The sequence below is a fragment of the Winogradskyella sp. genome (assembly GCF_013213975.1).
Taxonomy (GTDB): Bacteria; Bacteroidota; Bacteroidia; order Flavobacteriales; family Flavobacteriaceae; genus Winogradskyella.
The window spans coordinates 1-21,376 of sequence record NZ_JABSST010000021.1; the positions used below are offsets into that span (position 1 = coordinate 1).

At 34.6% G+C, this 21,376-nt stretch carries 20 protein-coding genes; 10 read left to right on the plus strand and 10 right to left on the minus strand.

Features of this window, described 5'->3' with window-relative positions:
• Positions 1-37: 37 nt before the first annotated feature.
• On the minus strand, positions 38-3,028 hold the full coding sequence (locus tag HRU49_RS04415; RefSeq protein WP_296354555.1) for an amidohydrolase family protein: 2,991 nt from the start codon (positions 3,026-3,028) through the stop codon (positions 38-40).
• Between the two features lie 79 nt (positions 3,029-3,107).
• Positions 3,108-4,175, minus strand: coding sequence for a DUF3810 domain-containing protein (locus tag HRU49_RS04420; RefSeq protein WP_296354557.1), 1,068 nt, complete (start codon positions 4,173-4,175; stop codon positions 3,108-3,110).
• Positions 4,176-4,235: 60 nt separating this feature from the next.
• On the opposite strand from HRU49_RS04420, the gene HRU49_RS04425 reads away from it, so the two are divergent.
• Complete coding sequence (locus HRU49_RS04425) at positions 4,236-5,696, plus strand: aminoacyl-histidine dipeptidase (protein ID WP_296354559.1); 1,461 nt, start codon at positions 4,236-4,238, stop codon at positions 5,694-5,696.
• Between the two features lie 45 nt (positions 5,697-5,741).
• On the opposite strand, the gene HRU49_RS04430 is transcribed toward HRU49_RS04425, so the two are convergent.
• The 3 genes from HRU49_RS04430 to HRU49_RS04440 are packed head-to-tail and all read right to left on the minus strand — an operon-like array spanning position 5,742 to position 8,512.
• Positions 5,742-6,953 carry a peptidylprolyl isomerase gene (locus HRU49_RS04430; protein ID WP_296354562.1) on the minus strand — a complete coding sequence of 404 codons (1,212 nt, stop codon included), beginning with the start codon at positions 6,951-6,953 and terminating at the stop codon, positions 5,742-5,744.
• On the minus strand, positions 6,946-7,479 hold the full coding sequence (gene gldI, locus HRU49_RS04435) for a gliding motility-associated peptidyl-prolyl isomerase GldI (RefSeq protein WP_296354564.1): 534 nt from the start codon (positions 7,477-7,479) through the stop codon (positions 6,946-6,948). The genes HRU49_RS04430 and gldI overlap by 8 nt, the downstream gene beginning before the upstream one ends.
• 10 nt (positions 7,480-7,489) lie before the next feature.
• A complete protein-coding gene (locus HRU49_RS04440; protein ID WP_296354565.1) occupies positions 7,490-8,512 on the minus strand; it encodes a bifunctional oligoribonuclease/PAP phosphatase NrnA in 1,023 nt (340 codons plus the stop codon).
• 137 nt (positions 8,513-8,649) lie between these two features.
• On the opposite strand from HRU49_RS04440, the gene HRU49_RS04445 reads away from it, so the two are divergent.
• Positions 8,650-9,069 carry a nucleoside-diphosphate kinase gene (locus tag HRU49_RS04445; RefSeq protein WP_296354567.1) on the plus strand — a complete coding sequence of 140 codons (420 nt, stop codon included), beginning with the start codon at positions 8,650-8,652 and terminating at the stop codon, positions 9,067-9,069.
• 58 nt (positions 9,070-9,127) lie between these two features.
• On the opposite strand, the gene HRU49_RS04450 is transcribed toward HRU49_RS04445, so the two are convergent.
• Entirely contained in the window at positions 9,128-10,933 is a 1,806-nt protein-coding gene (locus HRU49_RS04450; RefSeq protein ID WP_296354568.1) for a serine hydrolase, read from the minus strand.
• A gap of 177 nt (positions 10,934-11,110) precedes the next feature.
• On the opposite strand from HRU49_RS04450, the gene HRU49_RS04455 reads away from it, so the two are divergent.
• Genes HRU49_RS04455 through HRU49_RS04490 form a run of 8 tightly spaced genes read left to right on the plus strand, consistent with a single transcriptional unit; the run spans position 11,111 to position 16,457 of the window.
• Positions 11,111-11,533: a DUF2141 domain-containing protein gene (locus tag HRU49_RS04455; protein WP_296354570.1), complete on the plus strand. Its 423-nt coding sequence runs from the start codon at positions 11,111-11,113 to the stop codon at positions 11,531-11,533.
• Between the two features lie 10 nt (positions 11,534-11,543).
• Positions 11,544-12,164, plus strand: a complete 621-nt coding sequence (locus HRU49_RS04460) for a hypothetical protein (RefSeq protein WP_296354572.1) — start codon at positions 11,544-11,546, stop codon at positions 12,162-12,164.
• A gap of 20 nt (positions 12,165-12,184) precedes the next feature.
• Positions 12,185-13,540: a histidine kinase gene (locus tag HRU49_RS04465; protein ID WP_296354574.1), complete on the plus strand. Its 1,356-nt coding sequence runs from the start codon at positions 12,185-12,187 to the stop codon at positions 13,538-13,540.
• 11 nt (positions 13,541-13,551) lie between these two features.
• A complete protein-coding gene (locus HRU49_RS04470; RefSeq protein ID WP_296354576.1) occupies positions 13,552-13,863 on the plus strand; it encodes a 2TM domain-containing protein in 312 nt (103 codons plus the stop codon).
• A gap of 6 nt (positions 13,864-13,869) precedes the next feature.
• Positions 13,870-14,208 (plus strand): 2TM domain-containing protein, encoded by a 339-nt coding sequence (locus HRU49_RS04475; RefSeq protein WP_296354577.1) that lies wholly within the window; start codon positions 13,870-13,872, stop codon positions 14,206-14,208.
• A gap of 15 nt (positions 14,209-14,223) precedes the next feature.
• Entirely contained in the window at positions 14,224-15,357 is a 1,134-nt protein-coding gene (locus HRU49_RS04480) for an amidohydrolase family protein (RefSeq protein ID WP_296354579.1), read from the plus strand.
• Positions 15,358-15,362: 5 nt separating this feature from the next.
• Positions 15,363-15,683 carry a 2TM domain-containing protein gene (locus tag HRU49_RS04485; protein ID WP_296354581.1) on the plus strand — a complete coding sequence of 107 codons (321 nt, stop codon included), beginning with the start codon at positions 15,363-15,365 and terminating at the stop codon, positions 15,681-15,683.
• An 18-nt stretch (positions 15,684-15,701) separates the two neighbouring features.
• Positions 15,702-16,457: a LytTR family DNA-binding domain-containing protein gene (locus HRU49_RS04490; RefSeq protein WP_296354584.1), complete on the plus strand. Its 756-nt coding sequence runs from the start codon at positions 15,702-15,704 to the stop codon at positions 16,455-16,457.
• 13 nt (positions 16,458-16,470) lie between these two features.
• Here HRU49_RS04490 and HRU49_RS04495 read toward each other — a convergent pair whose 3' ends face one another.
• The 4 genes from HRU49_RS04495 to HRU49_RS04510 all read right to left on the minus strand — a co-directional run bounded on the left by HRU49_RS04495 (position 16,471) and on the right by HRU49_RS04510 (position 21,346).
• A complete protein-coding gene (locus HRU49_RS04495) occupies positions 16,471-17,643 on the minus strand; it encodes an LETM1-related biofilm-associated protein (RefSeq protein ID WP_296354586.1) in 1,173 nt (390 codons plus the stop codon).
• A gap of 363 nt (positions 17,644-18,006) precedes the next feature.
• The gene (locus HRU49_RS04500) at positions 18,007-18,360 is read right to left on the minus strand and encodes a hypothetical protein (protein WP_296354589.1); all 354 of its coding nucleotides are present in this window, start codon (positions 18,358-18,360) and stop codon (positions 18,007-18,009) included.
• Entirely contained in the window at positions 18,353-20,680 is a 2,328-nt protein-coding gene (locus HRU49_RS04505) for a penicillin acylase family protein (RefSeq protein WP_296354591.1), read from the minus strand. Before HRU49_RS04505 ends, HRU49_RS04500 begins: the two co-directional genes overlap by 8 nt.
• A 135-nt stretch (positions 20,681-20,815) precedes the next feature.
• A complete protein-coding gene (locus HRU49_RS04510) occupies positions 20,816-21,346 on the minus strand; it encodes a CIA30 family protein (RefSeq protein ID WP_296354592.1) in 531 nt (176 codons plus the stop codon).
• Positions 21,347-21,376: the final 30 nt, after the last annotated feature.

Below are 21,376 nucleotides of genomic sequence, written 5' to 3' on the forward strand. Positions count from 1 at the left end.
TATTTATTCTATTTAGTATTTTCATTTGATTTAAATTTTAGTTGTGATTATGAGTTGAATGTTCATTGTCCATAGAATCGCAATGCAATAGCTCTTTCTCTTTCTTTTTGATTGGCTGTGTCTTAAGACCTTTGTTTTTATCCTCAAGCATTAATCGCACAAGCTCACTTTTTTCTTTCTTAATGGCTTCGCGCATTTGCTTATCTTTTTCAATGTCGAAGTAAGTGATCCCTTCAATAATTGTTTTTTCAGCTTTTGCGTAAATTGATAATGGATGGTCAGACCATAAAACAACATCAGCATCTTTACCAACTTTTAAGCTACCAACGCGATCGTCTAGATGCAAGAGTTTCGCAGGATTCAACGTCACAAACTTTAAGGCGTCCTCTTCGCTGACACCACCGTATTTTACGGACTTAGCTGCTTCTTGATTTAAACGACGAGACATTTCTGCGTCGTCACTATTTATAGCAACCACAACACCTGCATTATGCATAATTGCTGCGTTGTATGGTATAGCGTCATTTACCTCATACTTGTAGGCCCACCAATCGCTAAATGTGGAGCCACCAGCACCATGATCTTTCATCTTATCGGCAACTTTGTAGCCTTCTAAAATATGTGTGAAGGTGTTGATGTTAAAGTTGAACTTTTCAGCAACCTTCATTAACATATTAATCTCACTTTGAACATAAGAATGGCAAGAAATAAAACGCTCTTTATTTAAAATTTCAGCTAACACTTCCATTTCAGCATCCTTGCGATAAGGCTTACCATTTTTCTTAGCATCATCATAGGCTTTTGCTCTAGAGAAGTAGTCCATAAATACTTGTTCTACACCCATTCTTGACTGAGGGAAACGCTCGTTTCTATTGGATCTTGATTGCTTAACATTTTCACCTAAAGCAAACTTGATAAACTTAGGAGAGTTATCATACACCAAATCATCTGCTGATTCTCCCCATTTTAGTTTTATAATGGCCGAACGTCCTCCAATTGGGTTAGCAGAACCATGTAATATCTGAATAGATGTTACGCCACCTGCAAGGTTACGATAGATATCAATGTCTTCATCATCGATTACATCTTCTATGGTGACCTCTGCAGAAGAATTGTGACCTCCTTCATTAATCGATGCAGCTGCAATATGCGAGTGCTCATCTACAATACCTGCAGTAATGTGTTTTCCTGTAGCATCTATAACCTTGGCCTTTCTGTCTGAAAGGTCTTTACCAATCTTAGCAATCTTTCCATCTTTAATTAATACATCCGTATTTTCAAGAATACCATCACTTTCATTGGTCCAAACCGTAGCATTTTTAAATAGTAAGGTTTCTGATTTTGGTTTTTCATCAAAACCAAATGCTAGGTTAGGATACGTAATGGGACTCATAAAAGCATCCGTTGCTTTAGAGGCCATATCCTTTTTATCTTTCATTTTTTTATCAGATTCCTTTTGGATTTTGTTTGCATAAAATGGTAACTCATTACCATTTGGAAGTATAGCTTTACCATCAAGGCTGTTGCCATTTGCTGCATTGGCAACAACTCTAATAAATTCCTTTTTTAAACTATCTGCCGTTTTAAAAGTGAGATTAATCCAATCGTCTGCATAATTCATCTTAGTGCCTAAGCTATTAGAACCACTTTCTAATTTGGCGTTTGGTTTTGATGTACTTCCTGTAATTGCAAGCTTGTAGTCGTTACCTCTCAACTTAAAGGTATAGTCACCATCAATATCTCTTACATTCATATCGGTAATGATATGAGGTGTGCCTTGTACCCAATTTTCAAACAACTTTGTCTTTTTATCAAAAATATCACCTGAAGTAATTAAGAAGTTGGCATAGCTACCAGATTTAAGTGTTCCTAAAAGGTCAGACTTACCAAGTAATCCAGCAGGTATAGTTGTTAAAGCTTCAAGTGCTTTTTGTTTTGAAAGCCCACGTTCTATGGCTTTCATTAAATTAGACTTGAATGATTTTTTAGACTTTAAACCGTGCGTTGTCAATGCAAAATTAATTTCATTCTCAGCTAATAGTCTCGGATTATGAGGTTCTTGGTTCCAAGCACGCATATCACTTAAGGATAGGGTAGATGCTAATAAGGCATTATCTACATCATAGGCTAATCTAAAATCAATTGGCAAAATAATGGTTGCATTAGTACCCTTAACTTCATTGATACGCTCATATTCATCGCCACCTCCAACAATAGTATACTGTACGTTAGAGACGTCACCAACTTTATCAGCACGCATTAAATTAGCTCTACTTCCTGCTTCAAAAATCTGTAATAAGTTCTTATTGCCATTCAATGCCTCAAGTGCTAAATCTTTAGTGTCTACATTACCATCGGCATACCAATTGGCATCGTTATACATTTGTCTCAGTAAGGCCATACTTCCCATAATTGAAGAAGGGTAAGCTTGACGAGATGTTACACTCTTGCTAAATGAAAAATGCTGTGTTGTTTCGCCATCAACAACACGTTTTGAATTGTCAGCGTCATTATTAAGTGCAATTAGTGCACCTGTTCCACGTGCAATACCATCGGGCATATGTGTATTTACAACACCAAATCCGAGTTGGTGCATTTGAGAGGCTGTTTTACTATCATATTTAAAACTTGCCATCACGTCTTGTTCAGGCATAATATGGTCATTCCAATAAAAACCACTTCGGCTCGCGCCATAGCGCGGACCATTGCCTCCACGTTCTGGTTTCTTAACACCAAACGTGGTATAGATATCTATAAAAGATGGATATATACTTTTACCAGTTAGGTCAATCTTAGTGGTGTTTTTTGGAATACTAACAGATGTTCCAACACTGACCACTTTACCATTTTTTATTAAAAGTGTGGCATTTTCTATCGTTTCTGTTGGTGTTACGTGAATTGTTGCATTGGTGAATGCCGTGTAATTGGAATTATTTGCTTTTACCCCAGTATTGCTAGGAAAGTAATCTTGTGCAAATAGCGAAAAACTGCACATAAAAATGAGCAGTCGAAATAGTGTTTTCGTCATAAATTAGTTGATTTGTTTGTCTCAATAAAGATATGAATAAACAATAATAATGAAATCGCTAAGTGACGAATTTAACGTTTTATAAGGATCTATTTTCATAATAGTTTACCAGAAGTGCCACCACATAACTATAACTACTCATACCAGCAGATTGGTTATTCGATTTTAAAAACGCATCGTATGTTTTTTCAAAAACTGGTTCCAAAGGATTGGTATAAGACTTCCAAAAGATATCTACCTCTTGGTAATTTTTTAGGATTCCTTTATTAACACCTTCGAGAGTTTGATAATAGGTGTCCTTATCCCTTCTAAAAATTTCAACAAGACAATGACGTAATCCAAAAGTATAGCCAGAATACTGAAAATAAGGATCGTCATTATGTATTGCAGCTAAACTCCCAATGAAATTCGCCTCGTTTTCAGCTGCATACCCGATTTGGTGGGCTATCTCATGACAAGAGGTACTTGGGAATTTATAGGTTGGAATCATACCATCAACCTGAGCTTCATTAGTAAATGGATTTAGATAGCCAGAAAATCCCATATATGTAAGTGGTAAACTGTAAATGGACGTTTTAATACTTTTTGGGCTGTAGTAAAATTGTGGATGAACTTGGGCTAAATTATCATAGCCATTGTTCACTTTTTTAAGTATTTCAGATTTTGAAAATGGCATTTCTACTTTAGTAGAATCATTTGCTGCTAATTTTGAGTGAACTGCATTTGATTTTTCAATAAGACGCTTTGTGAAACTTAAGAGTTCTTCAGTAGTATATTCAGAATCTAATTTTAACGAATGGTAAAGTGGTTGTCTGTAATAATTATAAGCCCATAAAAGATGAAAAGCAAAATATCCTAAAGATAGCACTGCGCCAATATCTAATAGCCAATGAATAGTATCTTTTATTATTCGTTTTCTATTAACTATGAACCATCTAACGATATAAACACTTGCTAAAGTGTAGAGCATATCTCCAATGGAAATAGGTAGCCATCCAAAGCTATAACGCATTAACTTTGAAATAAAAACATAAACACCATTACTGTAATATTGTTCGACAAATTCAGGATAATTTTTAAGAATAGACGTGATTAAAATCTGAACAATCAGAAATAAAGTGATGACTAATTTTTTGTTTTTCATCATGAATCAAAAATAGAAAATAGTTTTAGTTTGGTTACCTTTGTAAGCGTTAAAAATTAAGATATGAGTCAAGCGATAAGAGCCCTAGAACCAAAAGTACTTTGGAATAAATTTGCAGATTTAAATGCAGTTCCGCGTCCTTCTAAAAAAGAGGAACGCGTTATAAAATTTATGAAAGATTTTGGTGAAAAATTGGGTTTAGAAACTATTGAAGATGCGGTAGGTAATGTAATTATTAGAAAACCGGCTACTAAAGGTTTGGAAGATCGAAAACCAATCGTAATGCAATCGCATTTAGACATGGTACACCAAAAGAATAACGATACCGTTTTTGATTTCGATACTCAAGGCATTGAAATGTATGTTGAAGACGATTGGGTAAAGGCAAAAGGTACGACTTTAGGTGCTGATAATGGTTTAGGAGTAGCAACGATCATGGCCATACTTGAAAGTGATACAATAGCACATCCAGATTTAGAAGCCTTATTTACTATCGATGAAGAAACTGGTATGACTGGTGCCATGGGCTTAAAGGGTGGTCTTTTAAAGGGTGATATCCTTTTAAATTTAGATACCGAAGAAGATGATGAAATTGGAGTAGGTTGTGCAGGTGGTTTAGACATTACAGCAACACGTTCATATAATCAAGAACAATTGTCTTCTAAAGAATTATCTGCTTTTAAAATAGAAGTCAAAGGACTTCAAGGAGGTCATTCTGGAATGCAGATTCATGAAGGCTTAGGTAATGCCAATAAAATTATGAATCGTCTCTTATTTGCAGTTTTAGAAGATATCAGAATTTCTGAAATTGATGGAGGTAGTTTACGTAATGCAATTCCCAGAGAAAGTGGAGCTACCGTTGTCGTTAGATCAAACAAAGAGGACCGTTTTCTTAATGTATTCAATGCATTGTCAGAGACTATTAAGAAAGAATATAAAACGATGGAACCTGAATTACAGGTGGTATTTAATAAAGTTGAGTTACCAATACATGTGATGACGCAGGATGTTCAGGAATTAATAGTAAAAGCCCTTTATGCAGCACACAACGGTGTTTATCGCATGAGTGCTGATATACCAGACTTGGTAGAGACCTCTAATAATATGGCTCGTGTAGTCGTGAAAGATGGTAATATTAAAGTAGGATGTTTAACACGAAGCTCGGTTGAGACATCTAAAATGGATCTGGCTAATGTTTTAAAATCAACCTTTGAACTTGCGGGTTGTGAGGTGGAATTTTCAGGTGACTATCCAGGATGGGCGCCTAATATGAACTCGGCCATTTTAAAAGTTATGGTTCCTATTTATGAACGATTAAATAATGGTGAAAAACCTCATGTTGCAGCTTGTCATGCAGGGTTAGAATGCGGTATTCTTGGTCAGAATTATCCTGATTTGGATATGATTAGTTTTGGTCCTAATATTAAGGGTGCTCATTCGCCTGATGAACGTGCTCAAATTTCTTCGGTCCAAAAATACTGGGAATTTGTTCTAGAGATTTTAAAGAACATTCCTAAGGCATAAAAAAAGGCTGCTCATAGGCAGCCTTTTCAGTTTATTTCAATTTGCTTATTCAGCAATACTTGCAATTTCAATATCAAAAACTAAGTTAGTTCTTGCAGGAATTAATGGTGCTCTGCCTGCTTCCCCATATCCCAGATAGTAAGGAATAAATACGCGTGCTTTATCACCAACCTTCATATTTAGCATAGCTTCCCTAAACCCTGCCACCAAAGTCGCACTTTGATTATACGGCATTGTAAATGCTTTATACTGGCCGGCTTTGTCTTGACGCTCGTCATATTTTCCATTTTTTTCAGCTATTTCTTTCCAAGTGGTCCAGAATAAGGTACCATCTTCAAAATAACCTGCGCAGTCTATATTTACACGCTGTGCTGAAGTAGGTTTTACACCATCACTCTCGTGAGTAAATATCATAGCCATTCCAGTTGGCGAATCAATACGTCTGCCGTCTAAGGATTCATTTTTCTTTAACCAATCTTCTTTAGCTTTCTTAGCTAAATCTTCGGCCTTTTTCTTAGCTTCATCCCGTATTGATCTGAATGTTTCTTCGACTTTTGGCATTTCTTCTTCAAATACTTTTGGTGCATCAAAGAACGTTGCCTCCTTACCTTTTCTTATGATGGTTACTTTAGTAATGTATACATCTTCAACGGGCTTATGATTTCGCGCTCTAGGATTAACAACTTCTACATTAGAAATTGAATCCTGAACCTCTAACCCTTTTACTAATTCTCCGAAAACTGAGTGACAGCTTACTCTAGGCTGATCGCAAGGTTTCAAATTACCATTTGTATCAAAGAAATTTCCTCTTGTATATGGTGCTTCTGTTATAAAGAATTGACTTCCGTTAGTATTAATGCCTCCAGCATTTGCCATAGATAAAATACCAGGCTTGTCATGTTTTAATTCTGGACTAAAATCAGCAGCAAACCGATAGCCAGGAGTACCGCGACCATCGCCTTGGGGATCTCCACCTTGAATCATAAACTTATCCATAACGCGATGGAAGGTTAAACTATCGTAGAACGGTTTACCTTGATACTGTTCTGCCGCCATTGGATGGTTCCCTTCTGCAAGTGCTACGAAGTTGGCCACAGTAACTGGGACCTTATCATAGAATAATTTAGCTAACATAGTACCTTTAGAGGTTTCGATTTCAGCATAAAGTCCGTCCTCTAATTCTGGATATTTTTCTTGGCAAGAAATATTTACCAATACAAGTAATACAACGATGGCTGTAAGTGTTTTTTTAATCATTTTCTTGAGTTATTGTATTTAGTGTTACTTCGCAAATTAGCGGAACATTTGTTCCTATTTTATTATCATCTCCATAATAACCGTATGCTTTTTGAGATGGAAAGATAAACGTAATATGGTCTCCTGGATTCATAAGTTTAAGACCTTCTCTTAAACCAGTGAACAATTCCTGTTTGTCCATAACGTAAGTCTTTTTTTCTTTGGTATAAATTTCTCTGCCATTGAGATCAGAGACATTGTATTCAAAATCAATGATGTCACCAAAATCAGGTTGTATGTTTTTATTGTCGCCTTTGGTTTTATAAGAATACCAAAAACCACTTTCTGAGGCAATGTATTCTCGTTCAGGATTATTCTTAATGATATCTTGAATCAATAATTTTTCTTGCTCGTTAAGTTTTCTATTTCGTTCTGCAGATTCTTTTAAGAAAGAACCAGATTGCACCGTTTCTGGAAGTCTAGCTTCTGGTGATTTACAACTTAAGCAAATCAGAAACAAAGCAAATATGAGTAGTAGGTTCTTCATTTTGAATATTTTATTGTTTTGGGGACAATTGTTCTTTATACTGTGGTAATATACTAATAAATTTATCAACTGTAGCTTCTAAACTCTCATGACTGCGTCCGCCAGCGGCATTGGTATGACCACCACCATTAAAATGCGCTCTTGAAAATTCATTAACGGAAAACTCACCTTTACTTCTCAAGGAGATTTTAATAATATCGTCTTGTTTATTTTCAATAAATATAGCCGCAAACACAATGCCTTTGAGTGATAATCCGTAATTGACAAAGCCTTCCGTATCTCCTTTCTTAAAATTGAATTCATCCAACTCATCTTGAGATAAGGTAATATATGATGTAAACAATTCTGGAATCACTTTGAGATTTTGCATTGCTCTACCCAAAAGCTGAAGACGGCTGTAACGGTTAGTGTCAAAAACTTTATTATGTATTTCAGAATTGTTAGCCCCTTTGGCTATGAGTTGACTTACAACATCATGGGTTCTGCTAGTGGTAGACGGAAATCTGAATGATCCAGTATCTGTCATAATACCAGTGTAAAGACAAGTCGCAATATCACTGTTTACCTTTTCCAGATCACCTAATTGTTCTATGAAATTATAAACCATTTCGCATGTCGATGACATACTCACATCAGAATACATGTATTTTGCATAATCATCAGGTTGTTGATGATGATCTATCATAATCTTTGTAGCAGTTGATGCTTCCAATGAATTTAACATTTCACCAGCACGATGTAGAGCATTAAAATCTAGAGTAAATATCAGGCTGGCTTCATGAATTAATCCTTCAGCTTTATCTTGATCATTTTCAAAAATTAAAACACTATCATCTCCAGGCAACCACTTTAAAAAATTTGGATAATCATTCGGTACAATAACATTTGCATCATGACCTAGTTCTGATAAATAGTGATTAAGCGCAAGTGTAGAACCCATAGCATCACCATCAGGATTTTTGTGTGGAACAATTACAATGTTTTGAGCCTGACTCAAAACCGTTTTTAATTCTTTCAATTGGGTCTTATTCATAGTTGACGAAGATACAATTTTTTATAATCCAAGATCTTGATTTAAGACAATTGAAATGATAAAGAATTATTAAAATTGCTGACTTGATAAATTAAATAAATAGGTTACTTTTGCACCACAATTAAAAAAAATACATAATGGCAACTAATAGAACATTTACAATGTTAAAGCCAGACGCGGTTGAAAAAGGACACGTTGGCGCAATTATAGAAAAAATTACAGCTTCAGGATTCAGAATTGTAGCGATGAAGTTAACGCAAATGACTGCTGCTGACGCTCAAGAATTTTATGCAATCCACAAAGAGCGTCCATTCTTTCCAGAATTAGTAGAATACATGACGCGAGGACCAATCGTTGCAGCAATCTTAGAAAAGGATAATGCTGTTGAAGATTTTAGAACCTTAATTGGTGCAACTAACCCTGCTGATGCAGCAGAAGGTACTATTCGTAAGTTATATGCAGCATCTATAGGTGAAAATGCAGTACACGGTAGTGATAGTGACGATAATGCAGCTATTGAAGGTGCATTCCATTTTGCTGGAAGAGAAATGTTCTAAGAACGTTGTTATAAACAAAATATAAAACCATCCGACCGGATGGTTTTTTTATTCTATATTATTCTGCTTTACGGTTTCCAACAAACGTTCCATTGGGTTGTATAAACTTTACCTGATCAATATTACCATCAGTTTGAATAAATTCAACCTTAAATCCTTCCAATATTTTAAAATTGAATTTGTGTTCGGCTATTGGTACAAGCTCGTATTCCGGTTGCCCAGGAACAAATACATAAAGTACCTTCTGATCCTTTACATAGGCTTTTATTTCAGTACCCATTAAATCATATTTACCTACATACTGTTCTAAAGTGTCTGCATCAACATTTATAGTATTGGGCGTACGTTTAAAGGCAATGGCATCGGTCATTGGTTCTATGTCTGTTTTTATATAGTCAATATCACCAGCTACATTTGTGGTGAAGCTTACTTTCAATGATTTGCCAATTTGTGTGGTGTCTGCTTTGCCCTCAGAATAGTCGATTAACTCGAAGGTATCATAATGAAAATGATTAAAATAGATTTTCTTACCATTAAGCGTAGCAAATAAACTATCACTCTCTAAAATCACATCAAACTTGCCATAGCCTTTGTTTTCATAAGTTCCTGTGTAGTCCAAAAGGATATGTGATGGTCTGGTATTCTTAACATTAGAACTTTGGTCAGTATCCTCCATTTCTTCTTGAGCTTTAAGCGCTTTCTCAAGGTCTTCTTTATGCTTCTTGGCCCAATCGGTTTTATCTACATTTAACATGTGATCTGCTGCAATATTTCTAATGAGACTTGGTACGGCCGAACCATTTTGATTAGTTAATACAACAATGCCGAGGTTATCTGTTGGATAAAATGCCACACTGGCCGAAAATCCATCGATATTACCACCATGTTCTACCATATAATGGCCTTTGTATGAATGTAAGAACCATCCATAGCCATAATTGGCATATAGTACATTAGGTAATTCTTCACTTGGTAAACCACCGGCTACAACCATTTGTGAGCTTATAGCCTCCTTAACATAATTTTCAGGAATGATTTGCTCTTCCCCAAATTTTCCGTTGTTAATCCATAATTTTAACCAGTTGGTCATGTCATTAACACTACTATTTATGCTACCTGCAGGAGACATGCCTGCGATATCGTAATAGTCCATTTTTACCAAATTTCTATCATCATTTAAACGATAGCCGTAAGCAGTATTTTTGCTATTTTTCATGCCACCTATTTTGGTTTTTGAACGATGCATACCTAAAGGCTTAAAGAACCTATCTTCTATATTCTTTTCCCATGTTACTCCGGTTAGTTTTTCTGTAATGACTCCTTGTAATAAAAAACCAAAGTTGTTATAGTACCATGCTTGGCGCACTCCCGTAAATGGTTCTTGATATTGTATACGTGATACGAGTGAATCTTTATTGTGGCTTGAAAATAAATACCAGGCGCCATCATGTCTTGGTAAACCTGTGCTATGTCGCATTAAATCTTTAATGATTATGTTATTATTCATATCATTATTATAAAACTTTAGTCCGGGAATATATTGTAAAGGACTATCGTCAAAAGATAATTTATTATCTTCTCTTAAAATTCCCAGTAAGGCAGAAGTAAAGGCTTTAGTCGAAGATCCAATAGCAAACAAGGTGTTTGCATCAACTGCAATTTTATTTTCATAGTCGGCATATCCAAAGCCATTGGCATAAATAACGTTGTCTCCTTCTACAATAGCTACAGCAAAACCAGGTGTTTTTGTCGATTCTAAAATTAAATTAAATTGTTTTTCTATGCCTTTAAGACGTTTGTCTGTTTGCGAAAAGGATAGGCTTATGAATAAGATCAGAACAATGGATAGTATTTTCGATTGCATGTTTGATTGGATTTACAAGTTTAGTGTTTTGATATGTAGTCAAAGCATGCTATATGTTACGTCTTTTTCTAAAGGATTTTGAAAAGCTTACAATTCGTCATCAAAAAATGACGATTCGGTCAATACCATTTTAAAAAAATAGAGTTCTGTCAGATATTTGTATCAAACAAATAAAACATGGGAACATTAGTAAAAATTGCACTAGTCATTATCATAAGCTTTTTACCATTAAAGAATAATGCTCAAAAAACATTTAATCTTACAGTAAATGTAGAGGATGTAGACAATAATAATGGGCAAATTCTTATTGCGCTTTATGATAAAGAATCTGACTTTTTAGAAAACACTTATAAAGGTATTGTAAGTAAAATTAAAAATAATGCTTGCCAAGTCACATTCGAAAATATACCAAAGGGAATTTATGCTGTGTCCTTATTTCATGATGAAAATAGTAATAATAAGCTGGATAGCAACTTTATTGGAATTCCTAAAGAAGATTACGCCTGCTCAAATAATGCCAAAGGATTTATGGGGCCACCGAAATGGGAGGATGCAAAGTTTAAACTTGAATCGGATACATTAATAACAATAACTTTTTAAAACAAATACAATGAAAAATCTAATGATTATACTCTTATTAGTCGTTACGGGAATAACACAAGCACAAAGTAATTTTGAAAAAGGAATGACTAAAGCATTTGAGCTTTGGGAATCGGATAAATGGGAGGATGCAGAAAATATCTTTGAGCGCATTGCGAAGGCGGAAAGCGAAGAGTGGCTACCAGACTATTACATAGCTCAAATGAACAGTTTAAAAAGCTGGAATATTAAGGATGAGGTTATTTTAAAAGCACAATTAGAAAAAGCACAAGAGCATTTGGATATTGCCTTAAGTAAAACAGAAGAGAATGCGGAATTAGTAGTAATGCAAGCACAGATTTACACCAATTGGGTAGCGTTTGATGGTATGACCTACGGTATGAAATATGCTGCTAAAATCTCTGAGTTATATGAGAGAGCAGCGCAACTTGATCCTGATAATCCAAGAGCGGTATTCTGCAAAACGGAATGGGCAATGGGCAGTGCAAAGTATTTTGGACAAGATACGGCTCCTTATTGTAAACAATTAGAAACAGCATTAGAACTTTTTGATACCTTTAAGGCAGAGACCAATTTTCATCCAAATTGGGGAAAAGATCGTGCAGAACAAGTTGTAGAATCTTGTAAATAATAATCCATTAGAAGGTTAAAATGATTAAGTCAGTTAAAAGTTTAGTTGTAGTATTTTTAATAGGATGTGTGATCTATGCGGTACGCATTTTGTTAATAGAGAATGAAGTACGCTATGAAAATACCAGCTTATATTTTATTGACTTTGGTTTCACACAGCTGTATACCTTTGTATTAAGTTATGTCAACACCGTGTATTTTCAGTTTGTAAAAAGACTAAAATTAAGTAGTTACGATGTTCTTAAACGTATTGTTTACGGAATTTGTGGTGCAACTGTTATTACACTGACAACAATTTTTATACTACGAATTTTAATACTTGTTCTAATTTATGGACAGTCATTTAGAACCTTTATAGAAAACGATGGATGGAGTGGTTACTCATTTGGTCTTTGGGTAACATTAAGTATACTGTCTATTTTCTATATCGCTTATTTCTATAACCGTTACCAGAGAAATAAGGTTAAAGAGCAGAAGGTAATAGCAGGTGCTGCAAGTGCTAAATTTGATGCTTTAAAGAATCAATTAGATCCACATTTTTTATTTAATAGCTTAAATGTATTAACAAGTCTAATAGAGGAGAACCCAGATAGTGCTCAAAAGTTTACCACCGGTTTGTCAAAGGTTTATAGGTATGTCTTAGAGCAAAAAAGCAAGGAACTTATAACAGTAGACGAGGAACTTAAATTTGCACGGACTTATATGTCACTTTTAAAAATGAGATTTGAAGATAGTATCATATTTGAAATTCCAGATAAAGCCTCAAACCCTGAAAGTAAAGTTGTGCCCTTGTCATTGCAATTATTATTAGAAAATGCAGTAAAGCATAACATGGTAACCTCTAATAAGCCTTTGCATATTAAAATTTATGAAGATGGAAATCATCTCGTAGTGATGAATAATCTTCAACCAAAACAAATCGTTAAGAAGAGTAGTGGCGTAGGATTAGAAAATATTAAACAGCGCTACAACTTACTCACACAACGAAAAGTTTACATCAATCAAAGAGATACGGATTTTGCAGTTGCAATTCCAATGCTCACAAAACAAATATCAATCATGAGAACAACACAAAAATCACAAACGCGTCTTAATGACGATTACGTTAGAGCCCGTAACAGGGTTGAAGAACTTAAGGCGTTCTATTATAGTTTAATTTCATATTGCTTAGTCATACCATTTTTAGTATTTATTTGGTATCAATTTTCGAGACATACCATACAATGGTTTTGGTTTCCAATGTTAGGTTGGGGTATAAGTTTAATAATACAAGCCTACCGTGTGTATGTAGATAATGGAGCCTTTGGCGCCAACTGGGAAAAGAAAAAGATTGAGGAATATATGAGACAAGATGACGAGCGTAATCGTTGGAATTAATAGGTATTGTTATGAAAAATCAAGAATCAAATTTAAAATATATAAGAGCCAAAAATAAAGTTGATAAAGAGAAAGGATTTTATTCGCACTTTGCAATTTACATATTGGTAAACATAGCTATAACAGCTGTTAAAGTTTGGAACGATTTGAACAGTTGGGATACTTTTACAAATGAATTAAAGACTATTGATGTCCTTAGCTCATGGGTAATTTGGGGAATATTTTTAATTCTACATTTTATTTCTTTTAAGTATGGCCAAGGGTGGGAAGAGCGAAAAATACAAGAATATATGAATAAAGAATTGTCAGACGACTCAAAATAGAAGATTATGGATAAATATAGTTTAGAACCCTACAAGGATAAAGACGAATTTTCAGATTTTAGAAAAGAAGAAGCTTACATGCGAGCAAAGAAGAAGGTGGACTCTCTTATAGGCTTTTATTGGCACTTTGCAGTGTATGTTGTTGTTAATGTGTTTTTAATCATCCTAATTGGAGTCAATGCAGGTTTTGATGGATTTGGCCCTTATGCCACAGCAACGTTTTGGGGAATAGGATTGTTATTTCATTTCTTAGGTGTATTTGGAACCGATTTCTTCTTTGGAAAAGATTGGGAGAAACGTAAAGTAGAGGAGTTTATGGATCGTGAACGCCAGAACTGGGATTAGTAAAGCACTATAATTATGAAAAAATTACTTTTTCTATTCATCTTATTTTCATTTGTCATTGCTTCGGCTCAGAATAGTTTTGTAATTAAAGATGTAAAATTGTTTGATGGAGAAAAGGTTATAGAACGCACTTCAGTAAAAGTTGATAATGGCACTATTGTCGAAGTTGCTATTAATATCCATACGTCTGGCAAAGACCAAATAATTGATGGCAATGGAAAAACACTAATTCCTGCGTTATCAAATGCGCATGTGCATGCTTGGGCACCTCAATCTTTATCTCAAGCTGCCAAAGCAGGAGTTTTAAATGTTATGGATATGCATGGTGTGGAAACGTATCAAAGTATGATGCGACAATTAAAAGATTCAACCAATTATGCAAGATATTTTGTGGCAGGTTACGCCGCAACTGCACCAGAGGGTCATGGTACGCAATTTGGATTTCCGGTACCAACTTTAAACAAGCCTGAAGACGCTAAAAAATTTATTACTGATCGCGTTGAAGCAAATGTTGACTATATTAAAATTATCGTGGAGCCTTGGCGGAACACCTTATCGTCTGAAACGGTTGCAGCACTAATAAAAGAAGCACATTTAGCAGATAGAATGGCTGTTGTGCATGTAAGTCGGTTAGCAGATGCGATTAATGTATTAAGTCATGATGCAGATGGAATAGTTCATATTTGGTGGGATAAAGAAATAAAGAAAGATCAATTAGACAAGTTGTTAGAGAAAAAGACATTTTTCGTTATACCTACATTATTAACAACAATTAAAGCTTTTGATGCCATGAACTTGGACGAGGCAAAGTTGTTAACAAAAGAAAAATTGTTTGCCCAGGTAAAAAAATTGTTTGATAATGGTGTTCCGATTTTAGCAGGAACAGATCCGCCTAATGTTGGCATCAACTTCGGAACAGATTTATATCAAGAACTTCAACTTTTAAATGAGTCTGGAATGTCTACTATTGAGGTATTAAAAGCAGGTACAAGCAATGTTGCAGATGCATTTGGCTTAGAAGATCGAGGTTATGTAATAGCTGGTTATAGGGCCGATTTAATTTTATTAGATGGAGATGTAACTAACGATATCAAGCAAATGAATCAAATAATAACAGTCTGGAAGGATGGTAAAGTAGTAAAAAGATAATAGTTATGACCAAATTAAAAGAAGAACAACTTAAGGCAAATGCTAGGAAGAAAGTAAGACGGATAAAAACTTTCTACTTACATTTAGCATTATACCTTATTTGTATAGTATTAATACTTTATAATTTTATAATCATCGAGGAAGGACCTTATAAGGATAATATTATCAGTCTTAATTTAAGCATTATTGTGGCTTGGACCGCTTTTATTTTAATCCATGGTTTTATAGCATTTAAAGAAAGTAAAGTATTTAGCAAAAGTTGGGAGCAGAGAAAAATGAGCGAGTTTAGCCAAAAGGATGAGTCAGAAAGACAACTTTGGGAATAAGATAAATTAATAACGTCAATGAATGTACTTATAATAGAAGACGAAAAACCATCAGCAAGACGATTACAGCGTATGCTTAAATCTCTAAATGTCGAAGCAGAAACAATGCTTCATTCTGTTGAAGAGTCTATAAATTGGTTTCAAAATAATGAGCATCCAGATTTAATTTTCTTAGATATACAGCTTAGCGATGGTTTATCTTTTGAGATTTTTGAAGTAATAGATATAAATTCAGCAGTAATATTTACTACGGCTTATGATGAATATGCTTTGCAGGCGTTCAAGCTAAACAGTATTGATTATTTATTAAAACCAATTGATGAGGATGATCTTAAGGCTGCAGTCGATAAATTTAAAAATAGAACTCACCAAAGTCAGTCGGTTACATTAGACTTTAATGATATTAAAAAACTTCTCGTCAACCCCATTGAGCGCGAATACAAGAAACGTTTTTCCGTAAAGGTTGGACAACATCTTAAATTGATAAATATTGAAGATATTGAATGTATTTTTAGCGAAAATAAGGGCACTTATGCTCATACTGTAGAAGGGCGGAATTATCTTTTAGATTTAACTTTGGATCAATTAGAAGATGAGCTCGAACCAGATGTATTTTTCCGAATTAGCAGAAAGTTTTATGTAAATATTAATGCCATTAAAGACATTATTAGTTATACCAATTCTAGACTTCAGATTAAGCTGAACCACTTTAATGAGCAAGAAATTATAGTTGCTAGAGAACGAGTTAAGGACTTTAAAAATTGGCTAGAATAGTTCAAATATTTCACTAATCCTCTTCAATGCGGTTGTCATCAAAGGCAGAAGGTAAGAGTTTTGGAATAAATTTTACGAAAAGTGGTACTAACAACATACCACCAGGTAGCATAAAAATTGCCAGACTTGGTATGGATTTGAAAATATCTAATAGTTGGGTCTGAATTTTCTTTTGTTCTTCATCGGTTAAATTACGTTGTGTAGATTTTGCCAATAATGCCATAGCTTCCTTACTTTCAGATAGCTCACGAATAAGACGTTTGCTATTGCGTTTAATTAGCTTTGAAACGATTTTACTACTATTATTATAAAAGCTTTGCGCTAAATTTTTTGAGCTCAAAAATGCAACATGATCTTTATGAATGTTGTAGAAGCTATTTATATCGTCAACGGCGCTAGCAATATCGTTATTGTTCAATTCAAGATCCGATTGGAGTCGGTTTAAAAATTCACGTTCCTCCTCATCGATGACCTTATCACTCCAGGACGCCATACAAACTAAGTCGATTAGATAAAGTTTTTCTAAAGGTTCAGAAATAAAACCAATGGCATCTTCACAGGTAGGTAATCTTGAGTTTTTATGTCTCACAGAATCCTCAAACAAACGAATTAAGTTATAATCGTATTTGGTTTTATTAGACTTAACATCAATAGCTGTAAATACAATTGTTTCAAGAGCGGATTCTAAATCAATAACGTAATTTCTTATGTTTTTTTTATTCTTTAAGTAGCGCTGGTAGCCAAGTATATCTACAAATAAAAGCGCATTGATTAAAAAGTAATTGAAATTTTTAGTGATGACATTATCGTCAATATTAATACGTTTATGAATCATCTTCTCTAGTAAACTGTCTGAAGATTTATCACCGAAAAGTTCTTCAAAAAAAGAACGTTTCTGGTTGCTAATGGCTTTGTAGTAAGCAATTAAGCTCTCAGAAAGAACTTCTGTGCAAGCCAATTTTTGATGTATAAAAGAATAACTTACCAATAAGTTAATCTTGCAACGTTCCTCTTCTGTATAGTCAAATGTTTTAGCAAAGTCTAGGATAACCCCTACATTACTGCCGTAAATAAACCCTGTTTTCTTAAGTTTAGAATAAAATGTACTGGTTTCAATATCAGCATAAGAAACCTCTGCAATCTCAAGAAGTAGTTTTTTTATCCAGCCATTAGCTGATGGGTTCATAGAAACTTATTTATAGGTTAAATATACTTTTTATCTTATAAAAATTAACTAAATCCTTTTCTAAATTCTAACGTTGCTTTTTCTGTTTTTACGACGAAAACTCTTGTAGAGAAGAATAGATTCTCTATGGCTCAAGGCTAATTGATTTGGCTTTCTCTTTAGCGAATGACAAGACTTTTTAGCTTAAAGTTTAATCGTTTTACCCCGCTGTATGAGTTAAATCATAAATGTCTATTTTAACTTTATTATTCTCCCCAAAATCGATAAAATATGTTTGGGGAAAAATGGCATAGAACAGAATCTATGTTTTCATAACAGATAATGGTAAACACTTCACTGAGACAAAATTGATGAGTTTCTCATTTACTTTTGAGAAACGAGGACAATTTGTTTTCCAAGAACTGCCGCTATTCCTGCTGCAAGGCCACCAGTGATACCTGTTACTAATAACAAAGTATATGGGCTGCCACCAAGATATAGTAATTCTGAAATGCGTGAAGCCAAGGTAAAATCATTGCCTATGCTCAGCATAAAACTCTGCAAGGTCCAAAGGCTAAGTATAGCAAGGAAAGGAACTACAAATACAGCAGCTTTTTTTAGGGGTATAAATAAAGATGTTACCAAAGCTGCGGTCATTACAGACCACCAAGGCAAAACTATAGATAGAACTACTGCTAAAATTATGGTACTGATGAAATTGATAATATTCTTATTCATTTGTGGCTGGTATTAAGGTTTGCGTTCCGATGACCCCTTCAGTATGATCGTCGGATTGTATAAAATTGAAACTGTGGTAATGACCTGCGGCCCAATCATCAATAAAATTATCATAGTATTTACTGCCAGGATTTCCGGATTGACCTCCTGGATATATACCTATGGCCGTTGGTGGAGACGTCATTTCTACAATCATTCTCCAAGAAGGGCCATGATTTTCAGAAGTCGCATTCACAATACTGCGGTCACCACCAATTGGAATATTAAACCTAGAGAAAGCAGGTAACCCTTGTAATAAATGTCCAGCGTAGGTGGCTTTATAAGTTAACCAGTTGTAATCTCCTTTTTCAGTCTTTATTTCTCGAAGTCGTGCAGTAGCTTCTTTAAAGGCTAATAAAAATAAATCCTTAGCAGTTTCTACTTTGTCTTCTGTTTCAAGAATATCCATAAACTCATGGTTGCCATTAGTTTTTAAAAGGTGAATGGTTTGATAGGTGTATGGGGCCATTAATGCTGTTTCTTCATTGTCAAATTCATCCCAAAGTAAATTGTATAACTTCCCATACCATTGTCTCCAAATACTTGGACCTACTTCGTCTATATCGTTATTAAATTTCCATGCTTTTATTTCATTATAAACAACCTTTTCATTTTCAGTTAATGATGCTGTATCCATATGTTCTAACATGTAAGGTACAAGCTCTGAGGCTTTTAAATTGTAATTGTTATTGTGGAGCCTTTTAAAGTCGTCAATACTAAATTTTTCCTTCGAGTTAAAGAAATCATTAATAACACGATTTCTATAAGTTTCATAGCCGTCATTAAAAACAAAATACGGATAGTTTTCATCTACAGGATGCTGATTGGCAGAACTTACAAATCCACGCTCTGGATTTTTAGTATGCGCATTAAATTCTTGGGGAATGTACGACTGCCAATCGTTTTCAGGATTGCTGCCGTCCATTAAAAATTTTCCTTGTCCTTCCCATTTGTTAGCAAACTTTCCTTGAATCCATAAGGCAATATCCCCTTGAGTACTGGCAAAAACAAAATTCTGAGCAGGGGCATTCCAATATTGCAAAGCATTTACATATTCATCGTAGTTTTTTGCTTTGTTAAGCTCAATAAAGGTACGTTGATTATTTCCGCCATCATGTCCAATCCATCGCATGGCATAACCCGACCGTCCGTTGTCGGACATAAAGTTCTTATCATAAACTACAGGTCCGTGATGCGTGTAAAGTACAGTGTCTTTATAACTTTCTTTTCCTCTAATTTTAATGTCTTCGACTCTAAAGGTAACATCTTTCCAGCCTCCATCATATTTATATTGCCTTCTATCGTCATTAAACTCTATTTTATACCAATCTATAACGTCTCTTGTAGCATTGGTTTCTCCCCAAGCTATATGTTCGTTAAAACCAGAAATAATGCTTAGTGCTCCAGGAATTGTTGCGCCAAAGGCTTTATGATTTGGTGTACTTAATTGCATTACAAACCAAATAGAAGGTAAGTAAAGTCCTAAATGAGGATCATTTGCTAGGATCGGATTTCCTGTTGTAGATTTTGCACTAGAAACAGCCCAGTTATTACTACCATTGTCTGGGTGAGGTTTTGTAATAGTCTCTGCTATAGTATCTAAAATTGCTTTTCTGCTAGCAGGCAATTCTGTTTGCGGTACATCAATAAAGCTCCAATCTGTTTCTTTGGGAATAACTGGATCTGTAATATCAAAAAAGTCTGGAAATAGAAGTTCAAAGTTCTTTTCACCTATTTGTCGAAGAACATTTGTAAATTCTAAATCGTCATCGTTACCAGCAAGCATCTTCGTCATATACATGAGTAATAAAGCAGTTTTTTTAGGAGTCCATGCTTCAGGCTCATAGTTGAGTAATTTATATTCAACAGGATAATCTTTAGGATCGAGTTGATTTATGTAAGCATTAACTCCATCTGCATAGTCTTGAACAAAACTCAAAGTTTTTGTATCGTATTTTTGCATGTAAGCTATGGCTTGGTCTGCACCATACCCCATCCCTCGTCGTCGTTCTGACCTATCATAATTTAAAGCAGCTTCTCCAACAATTTCAGATAACCGTCCTGCAGCTGCATAGGTTTGAAATTCTAATTGCCAAAGACGATGTTTTGCGGTTAAATAGCCTTGTGCTTTATATAAATCGTGTTCGTTTTGAGCAAAAACATGCGGAATCATGAGTTCATCGTAATGAACAGTTACCTTATCTTGTAACCCTGGAATCGCAATTTCTCCTGTTATGGACTCATTGGATTCATTTTGCCAGATGCCAGATGTTGGATTCAAAAATTTGCCAAGAGGTGGGAGGGAACCAATCTTTGTATTAAAAACGAAAAAAATGCCTATTGTTAATACAAAAGACAGTAGTAGTTTAGCGTATTTCATTAGCTCTAAATTATGAGAACCTAAAAATACCAAATATTATTCTAAACTAATGGATTCTATAAGTAGTTTAAAGCTTTCTTTCTTCTTATTTCCTATTAAAAATGCGATCTCTTGCATTTGATCTCCTTTAAAATTTGGAATGTCTAAACGATAGCCTCTAAAGGAAGCGTACATAGCACTGAATGGAATTTCAATAGTTTGCCATTCGCCTGAAGTTTCGAACTTATAGATGTAAGAATATCTATTATAGCGTCTATCTTTTACTCTGAATTGATAGGTTTTGCCGTCTCCTTTAATTTTAAGCTTAAATTTATTATAGTCTTTAGAATTGACGCTATCGAAATAATAACGTAATGAAGAAAACCCACCATTATTTTCTAGAGATACATCGCCAGAATATTCTCCGATGCCTTGATCATTAAGTTTGAATTCTCCACTAGAACGTCCTCCCATGACCACATCATCTAAAATGCGCCAATTGTCAATATTACTATCGGAATTGAATTGAAATATCAACATAGACGACTGAAATACAAGTATTAAAGGGAAAATAAATAGTCTCATCATAGCTTTTTGTAAAGATACAATCTAAGAGCT